The organism is Dictyoglomus sp., assembly GCA_025060475.1.
Classification (GTDB): domain Bacteria; phylum Dictyoglomota; class Dictyoglomia; order Dictyoglomales; family Dictyoglomaceae; genus NZ13-RE01.
In genome coordinates, this window is sequence record JANXBZ010000054.1 from 1 (window position 1) to 682 (window position 682).

At 28.4% G+C, this 682-nt stretch carries 2 protein-coding genes; both read left to right on the forward strand.

All coding sequences use genetic code 11. The features are described 5' to 3' along the window. A partial coding sequence (locus tag NZ841_08510) for a hypothetical protein (GenBank protein ID MCS7202801.1) occupies window positions 1-186 on the forward strand: 186 nt, incomplete at its 5' end. Further along, window positions 165-599, forward strand: coding sequence for a hypothetical protein (locus NZ841_08515; protein MCS7202802.1), 435 nt, complete (start codon window positions 165-167; stop codon window positions 597-599). The genes NZ841_08510 and NZ841_08515, both read left to right, overlap by 22 nt. Window positions 600-682 lie beyond the last annotated feature (83 nt).

Genomic DNA, 682 nt, shown 5'->3' on the forward strand with positions numbered 1-682 from the left:
TATCCTCAAAGTCGGAGTTATGAGATTATAAGAGATGGATATTATACTTATTCTTCTTTCAATGGTTATTCATATGAAGAAACTGACAATGGATTTGTAGAAACAAAAGAAGATGAGCAATATATACAAAAAAGAGAATTCGATATAAGAGGAGAGATAAAAGTATGTGGAATAAGAGAGAGGTGAATAGAGCTTTTCCTCTTGCTACAGTGAGCAAAACTCGTTTTAAGCCATATGGAGCTATTTTTAAATTAGATATAAATCATCAAGGAGAGGAATACATTTCCCTAAATCCTGAATACTTAGTTTACAATCCATATACTGAGAATTTTGAACCTTATCTTAATTTCGATTCTCAAAATAATTATTTTAAATTTACTGGCCATGCTAATATGAATGTATCATACCTTGCACGTATAGATGTAAATATAAGAGGGCAAAATGGTCGTATTCAATTATTTGATAACATGAGTGGAGCATATTTTGCATTTGAATTTGGAGAAGAAGAAGAGGAAATAACAAAAGTTTTTTATATGATTGAATTTAGAATTGACATGAAAGGTAAAATAAAAGGAGTGATAAGTGTTTCATTAGCATGATTACTAAAAAACTCAAAAGAGAAGAAAAATTATTCTATAACAAATATATTAACCAACAAGCTCTAATTTTAGAGGTTAATAAA